The 6647-nt window shown below is 72.5% G+C and carries 7 protein-coding genes; 2 read left to right on the top strand and 5 right to left on the bottom strand.

Going from position 1 to position 6647, the window contains the following annotated elements; all coding sequences use genetic code 11:
- Positions 1-263: hypothetical protein (locus RNL97_RS33005; protein WP_313751597.1), on the bottom strand; the 263-nt coding region annotated here is incomplete at its 3' end.
- Between the two features lie 229 nt (positions 264-492).
- On the opposite strand from RNL97_RS33005, the gene RNL97_RS33000 reads away from it, so the two are divergent.
- Positions 493-870 (top strand): DUF1330 domain-containing protein, encoded by a 378-nt coding sequence (locus RNL97_RS33000; protein WP_030590473.1) that lies wholly within the window; start codon positions 493-495, stop codon positions 868-870.
- Between the two features lie 442 nt (positions 871-1312).
- Here RNL97_RS33000 and RNL97_RS32995 read toward each other — a convergent pair whose 3' ends face one another.
- From RNL97_RS32995 to RNL97_RS32985, 3 genes are all read right to left on the bottom strand, one after another.
- The gene (locus tag RNL97_RS32995; RefSeq protein ID WP_030590479.1) at positions 1313-1834 is read right to left on the bottom strand and encodes a hypothetical protein; all 522 of its coding nucleotides are present in this window, start codon (positions 1832-1834) and stop codon (positions 1313-1315) included.
- A gap of 184 nt (positions 1835-2018) precedes the next feature.
- Positions 2019-2894, bottom strand: coding sequence for an ABC transporter permease (locus RNL97_RS32990; protein WP_030590482.1), 876 nt, complete (start codon positions 2892-2894; stop codon positions 2019-2021).
- On the bottom strand, positions 2891-3505 hold the full coding sequence (locus tag RNL97_RS32985) for an ABC transporter ATP-binding protein (RefSeq protein ID WP_030590484.1): 615 nt from the start codon (positions 3503-3505) through the stop codon (positions 2891-2893). The genes RNL97_RS32990 and RNL97_RS32985 overlap by 4 nt, the downstream gene beginning before the upstream one ends.
- A gap of 262 nt (positions 3506-3767) precedes the next feature.
- Here RNL97_RS32985 and RNL97_RS32980 point away from each other — a divergent pair, with 262 nt between their 5' ends.
- Complete coding sequence (locus RNL97_RS32980; RefSeq protein ID WP_234313487.1) at positions 3768-5129, top strand: flavin-containing monooxygenase; 1362 nt, start codon at positions 3768-3770, stop codon at positions 5127-5129.
- A gap of 87 nt (positions 5130-5216) precedes the next feature.
- On the opposite strand, the gene RNL97_RS32975 is transcribed toward RNL97_RS32980, so the two are convergent.
- Entirely contained in the window at positions 5217-6569 is a 1353-nt protein-coding gene (locus RNL97_RS32975) for a hypothetical protein (protein ID WP_030590488.1), read from the bottom strand.
- Positions 6570-6647: the final 78 nt, after the last annotated feature.

Below are 6647 nucleotides of genomic sequence, written 5' to 3'. Positions count from 1 at the left end.
AATGTCGGGCAGCGGTCGTCGATGACAAGAGCCGCGTCGAGTGCATCCCCTACGAGCTGTGCTTGCTCGTGTCGCCGCGGGACGCGGTGCGTCGGCATCACCGGCCGGTTGGCGTGTGGTTGCCCAGGCCGAAAGGCGCAGACGTTGGGCGTGATACGTCCTTCCAGCCGCTCGATGCCGGCCCGCGCCTCCGGGCAATCCGTCCCCGAGGCCTTCACCGCCGCTGCGCCGGGCCGGGCCGTGGCCGAGATGGCCAACGCCACTCCGGCACCCACCCACGAGATCCCCAACACCCTGCGCCTGTGCGTGAACATCCCCCCACCCCCGTACCGTCCTCGTCACGACGGCCCCTTGTCGCTCCGAGGCCCTCATCCTCCGCGGACACCCCGACCGAGATCGATTACCTCGGGGGTAATGGCCGCCGAATGCACCCGGCGGCTACGTTCACCGCTCCCGCACGGGGACACGGACCGACCGGCAGAGGAACCCGATATGCCCGCCTACGGCTTCGCGCATCTGCGCGAGCGGCGTCACCACCCCGAGATCCTGGAGTACCCGGGACGCATCCAGGCCACCCTTGACCCGTACTGCGGCCGCTTCATCGTCCACGGGCCACCCGCCGAGGTACTCGAAGGGACCTGGCACGGCAGCATGGTCCTGATTGAATTCCCCGACCTGGCCGTCGCACGCGCCTGGTACCGATCGCCCGCATACCAGGAGATCAAGCACCTGCGGGCCGATCACATCGAGGGGGATCTGCTGCTGATCGACGGCGTCGGACCGGCATACGACCCGCGCCGAAGGGCAGCGGCCCTTCGGGCAGGCGAAACATCATCCGCCGACGACACCGATCTCGGCCCGGCTCACTAGGCGGGCCACAGCCGGAGGCCGCCAGCTTCGCGAACCGCATAGAAGCGGAATTGTTGTACGGGGCGTTCGGTGACACGGCAGGGGCCCCCTGCGATCTTGGGGTGGGGCCGTCGATGCCCTGCACCGGTCCCGCTGCAGGGCCGCTCCACGCTGCCCCAGGCGAAAGCGGACGCGGCGGGCGACATCGACTGGTTGGTGTCGGTCGACGTGCTAGTCGCGCAGACCGTCGCGGCCTTCGGCGCGAGCCGCGACCGCCATGCCCTGGCGCCTTCCTGAAGGATCCGTGGCAACAACACTCCCCGGACGCGCAGATCGGCCTGCTGGCGCGGGTCGGCATCGAGCGCAGAGAGCCGCTTGCGCACAGGGCCCGTGGTTGCGGCACCGGGTGCCGCTACCACGGGCCCTGTGGCCTGCCCGGATCAGGACGAGAGGCGCCGTCCGGCTACCAGCCGGCCTTCACCGCGTTGTAGGCCGTACGGCAGTCGGCGTTGGTGGCGTCCGCGGCCAGCTTCTCCATGGAGTCGTGCCAGACCATCTTGGCGACCCTCTCCATCTCCCGGGTCTCGGCCGGGACATTCGGGGCATGCTTCTTGATCGTCGCCAGCGCGGACCTGGCGAACTTGTTGCACACGGGTCCGGCGGCGTTCCGGTAGCGGGTGTCCAGGTCCGTCGCGACCGCCTGGCCGTTCTGGGTCGCCCAGGTGTTCCAGGCCGCGCACGCCACCTCGGTGAACACTGCCTGGTCGGCCTCGCTCAGCCCCAGCACCTGGCCCATCATGGTGTTCTTGGCCTTGTCGGGGACCGTGAAGTCCACGACGGGGAACTTGTCGAGGGTTTCGAGCAGCGCTTCCTGACATGCGGGCGGCAGCGGGGCGGCCTGTGCGGTGGAGGGGACGGCCAGGGTGGAGACGGAGACCAGGGCCGCGGTGAGGACGGCGCGCCTGGCGGTACGCGAGAGAGACATGAGTGGTGCTCCTTGCACGGGTGAACGGGTCGTTCCGGGCACCGATTCAGCGCCCGACGGCTACAGAACGATCACCGCCCGCCCAGGTCACGGGCATATTGGCGGGGCATGGGGCGCACACGGAGTCGACGGCCGTCCGTGCGAGGGACGAGTCCCCCGGGCGGCCCCGGGGGCAGCCGGGCGGTCAGGCGGGGCCCACCCTCTCCGGTGCCGGGCCGGACTCCGCCGGGGGCCGGTGAACGCCAGGGCCCCCGTTCGCTCCGGGGCCGCGTGGTGCCGGAAGCGGCGGTGTCCTGTGCCGCACGAGCGCGTTCCGGGTACGTCTGCGGAAGACCAGGAATCCCGCCGCCGACGCGCCGGTGAGCCAGAGGCACTGGGTCAGGAGCGCCCGGCCGCCCGACGCGTCGGAGAAGGCTGCGGACATGCTGGCCTGGACCGCTCCGTACGTCGGGAGGAAGCGCACGACGGCGCTGTCGGACCCGGAGCTGGAGAGGGGGTTCTGCAGGGCGACGTCGAGGACGCTGATCATCAGGATGGCGAACATCCCCTCGACCTCGCGCCGGAGCACCGACCCGAAGACCACGCCGAGCGCGCCGTAGGTGAGGGCGGCGCCGAACAGCGCGGCGGTGAGCAGCAGCGGCTGTCGCGGAGTCCAGGCGAACCCGGCGACGACGGTGGCGTACACGGAGATCGCGACGCAGACCAGCGTGAGCGCGGACAGCTTGGCGAGGACGAGGTGGTACCGGGGGTAGCCCGCCATCGCCAGCCGGCGGTCGAAGGAGCCCCCGGTGAACGTGGCGGCGAACATCATGAACCCGGCGATGAGGGTGACCGCGTTCAGCGCGCCGGTGATCTGGGTGAGGTGGTTGCCGGGCGGGGAGAGCACCTCGCCGGTCGCCCGGAGCCGGAAGGGGGCGGGCTGATCGGGGATGGTCACGTAGGCGAGGGCGATCCACACCGGGATGTACACGACCACCAGCAGCATCGCGAACCGGTTGCGGGCGTGGCCGATCAGCGCGTACCGCGATGCCGTGGCGAACAGGGACAGATGCCGCCTCATGCCGCGGCCTCCGTAGGCCGTTCCTGGAGGTGCAGGCGCCCGCCCTCCAGGCGCCAGAGCTGGTCCAGCCGGTCGACGTCGTACGCGAGGTGCGAGACGACCAGCACCGAACGCCCGGCGTCGCGCAGCCTGGTCGCCAGTTCCCAGAAGCGCAGGTAGGTCTCCCAGTCGAAGCCCTGGTAGGGCTCGTCCAGCAGGAGTACGTCCGGGTCGTGCATGAGGGCCAGGGTCAGGTTGAGCTTCTGCCGCGAGCCGCCGCTGAGCCGGCCCGCGCGCTGGTCGAGGTACTCGGTGAAGGCCAGGGTCTCCATCACCTCCTCGGCCCGTTCGAGGCCTGTGAGGCCGAACGCGCTCCTGAAGAAGTCGAGGTGCTGGCGGACGGTGAAGGAATCGTCCAGCACCACGGTCTGCGGGCAGTAGCCGAACCTGCCGCTGTGGTGCACGGCCCCCCGGTCCGGCCGGAGTTCGCCGGAGAGGATCTTCAGCAGGGTCGTCTTGCCCGCACCGTTCTCGCCGACGATCCCGGCCAGGGTGCCGGGCCTCAGCCGGAGGCCGACGCCCCGCAGGACGGCGTGCTGCCGGTAGGAGTGGTGCACATCGTGGACGTCCATCGCTTCGCTCCGTCGTACCTGGGCTGCCTGCGGTCCGCGGAACCGGTCCGCGCGTGCCCAACGAGTCGGCCGGGCGGTGGAAACGGCAGCCGAGGGGAGGCACCTCCCTACGGCGTCAACCTGGCGCCAGCCCGTCACGCGTGCGGCGGGAAGCCTGCCCGAAACCGCCTCGGTCGCCGTGGCGGCGGCTACGGTGACCGGGCTCCCGGAGCGGTCGTACCCATCTGATGTGAAAGGCCGGTCAGCCATGCGGAGAACGTGCGTGATCGGAGCCGGCCCCTCCGGCCTGGCCGCGAGCAGAGTCCTCGCCTCGCGCGGCATCCCGTTCGACTGCTATGAGGCGGGCTCGGGCATCGGCGGGCTCTGGCGCTACGGCAACGACAACGGCATGTCGGGGGTGTACGCGTCGCTGCACGCGAACATCTCCAAGGAGAGCATGTCCTTCTCCTCGCTGCCGATGCCGGACTCCTACCCGGTCTTCCCGCACCACACCCAGGTCCTCGCCTACCTGGAGAGCTACGCGGAGACCTTCGGGCTGCACGGCCACATCGGGCTGCGCACGGAGGTCACCTCCGTGCGCCCCCTGGAGGGCGGCGGCTGGGAGGTCACCCGCCGGAGCCGAGGAGCGTCGGAGCCGGAGACCGGCCGGTACACCGAGGTGGTGGTGGCCAACGGGCACCACTGGGACCCGCGTCTTCCGGACCCCGCCGTGCCCGGGGCCGGGGAGTTCGAGGGCTCCGCCGTCCACGCGCACGCCTACCGCTCGCCCGAGCCGTACGCCGGGCGGCGGGTGCTCGTGGTCGGGATGGGCAACTCCGGGTGCGAGATCGCGGCGGAGATCTCGCGTACGGCGGCGCGGACGTTCCTCTCAGCCCGCGCCGTCGCGCACGTGTTCCCGAAGATGCTGCTCGGGCGGCCCGCGGACCACTGGGCGGTGGGCAGAGCGGCCGCCCTCCCCCGCTTCCTCCAGGACCCGGCGATGGCACTCCTGCTGCGGCTGGTCCGTGGCGCCCCCGCGCTCTACGGGCTTCCCGAACCGGTGCGGCGGCCTCTCGCCGCCCATCCCTCGACGTCGGACGAGCTCCTCGTCCAGCTGGCCCGGGGTGCGGTGACCGTGAAGCCCGGCGTCCGCTCCTTCGGACGGGACTCGGCGTCCTTCACGGACGGCAGCCGCGAGAACGTGGACGACGTGGTGTACGCCACTGGGTACTCGCTGTCCTTCCCCTTCCTGGACCCCGCCGTCTTCGCCGCGCCGGAGGGCCGCACCGAGCTGTATCTGCGCACGGTGCCGCCCCGGCTCCCCGGGCTCTTCTTCATGGGGCTCGCACAACCGGCGGGAGCGGCCTTCCCGTTGCTCGAACCGCAGGCCGAATGGATCGCCGACCTGATCGAAGGGGAGGTCCGTCTGCCGACGCCCGCGGAGATGACCCGGTCGATCGCCCGCGCGCGGGAACGGCACGACAAGGTCTACGCGCAGACCTACCGGCACGGGATCGAGATCGACATCCGCACCTACCGGCGGGCCCTTCGCCGGGAGCTGCGGGCGGGCAGGCGCCGAGCGCGCCGGGCAGACGCTCCCCTCCCCGAGGCGCCTCGTCCCGCTCCGGTCTCCGACACGGCGTGACCCGCCCTCCCGCACCGTACCGGGGGCGGGGCCGGTCACGTACGGGCCCGGGGCGGCAGGGTGCCCGGGCCGGGCCCGTACACCCGCTCATCCCCGCTGCACGCTCTCCTCCAGCTCTCGCACGGCCTGTTCCCACAGCTCCGGCAGCAGCTCGCCCAGCGGCAGGGCGCGGTCCGCGACGAAGGACACCTCCGCCCAGTCGCCGAAGAACGACAGCCCCACGCCGCAGAGGTGTCCCGGCACGAGGAGCGGCAGCAGGGCCGTCCCCGTCACCCGGGTCTCCCCCAGGCTGCCCTTTTCGGCCAGCGGCATGGACGTGGCCATGACGTTGGTGACGCGGGGGGACAGCACCCTGCGCAGGTACCACGCGGTGGGACGGTCCGGCATGAAGCGCACCAGGTCCTGAACGGCCTGTCGCCAGGTGCCGCCCCGCAGCTTCCGGGTCACCGCCATGACCTGGTCGAGCCGTCGCAGCGGCGCCTCCTCGTCCGGGGAGCCGTCCGGGCGGCCCGGGGCGGGGCCCACCGGCAGGTCGACCGGAAGGGCGAAGCACCGGTTGCCCCAGGTCTGATCCTCCACGGCCCGCCGCGCGTCGACGGGCAGTACGGCCGTCACCCGGGGCAGTGGCACACCGGAGCGGGCCGCCCACACCGACAACGCCCCGGCCAGCGCGGCGAGATGCGCGTCGTGGGCCGAGCCTCCGCGTCCGGTGCCGATCAGCCGCAGGGTGTCCACGGGGACCCGCCCCCGCCACAGCCGCCGCTCACCGGTAGGCGCGAAGGCCGGGTCCGTGCGGTGACCGCGCACGGCGAAGGTACGCGCCAGGAACCTCGTGGCCAGCGCGACGGCCGCGCCGAACCGCCGGGGCACGCCGACCACGCCGCTCCCGCCCGGCAGCGGACGGGCCGATGGCTCCCCGTCGCCGAGCATCGCCCGGAACGTCATGGCGGCGGCCGAGCCGTCCTGGCAGGCGTGGAGGAACCGGTAGCAGAGGGCGTACGCGTCGGGTTCGTGGCCGTGGATCAGCCAGACCCCCCAGTAGGCGCCCGGCGCGAACGGGGCGTTGAGCGCGCTGTGCAGGGCGGCGTCCCAGCCGGCGGGTCCCTCGGCCACCACCTCGTGCACATGCCGGTCGACGGGGAAGTCCTCGGACGGCTGCCACCCGGGCCGCCTGCCTCCCGTCACCCGGCTGGTGAGCAGGGGCAGCTCTCCGAGCCGGAACGCCACGTACGCGCGGAGATCGGCCAGGCTCGGGGGCGGACCGCTGAGATACGCGATGCCGCCCGCGTCCCAGCGGACGTCGGGGCGGCGGCGCTCCAGGTCGAGGAACGCGCGGTCGACCGAGTGGGTGGGATGACGGGGCGGGGGGACGGACCGCTTCGGCCGGGCGGACCCCGTGGAGGGGCTGGGGTCCGGGGGCGCGGTGGGTGGGGCGGACACGGTGGACTGCTCGGAATCGGGCATGCGGGTGCGGGCTCCCGTTCGGGCCGGCGGCGGTCGCGGTGACCACCGGTGGAG

The sequence above is a fragment of the Streptomyces parvus genome, from assembly GCF_032121415.1.
GTDB lineage: Bacteria > Actinomycetota > Actinomycetes > Streptomycetales > Streptomycetaceae > Streptomyces > Streptomyces globisporus_A.
Note: the sequence above shows the minus strand (reverse complement) of the source record. Positions and strands in the feature narration are given on the sequence as shown.

What these genes read in the sequence shown, in the direction of transcription:
- RNL97_RS33000 (WP_030590473.1), top strand. Translation starts at nt 493, where the DNA reads ATGCCCGCCTACGGCTTCGCGCATCTGCGCGAGCGGCGTCACCACCCC.
- RNL97_RS32995 (WP_030590479.1), bottom strand. Translation starts at nt 1,834, where the DNA reads ATGTCTCTCTCGCGTACCGCCAGGCGCGCCGTCCTCACCGCGGCCCTG.
- RNL97_RS32990 (WP_030590482.1), bottom strand. Translation starts at nt 2,894, where the DNA reads ATGAGGCGGCATCTGTCCCTGTTCGCCACGGCATCGCGGTACGCGCTG.
- RNL97_RS32985 (WP_030590484.1), bottom strand. Translation starts at nt 3,505, where the DNA reads ATGGACGTCCACGATGTGCACCACTCCTACCGGCAGCACGCCGTCCTG.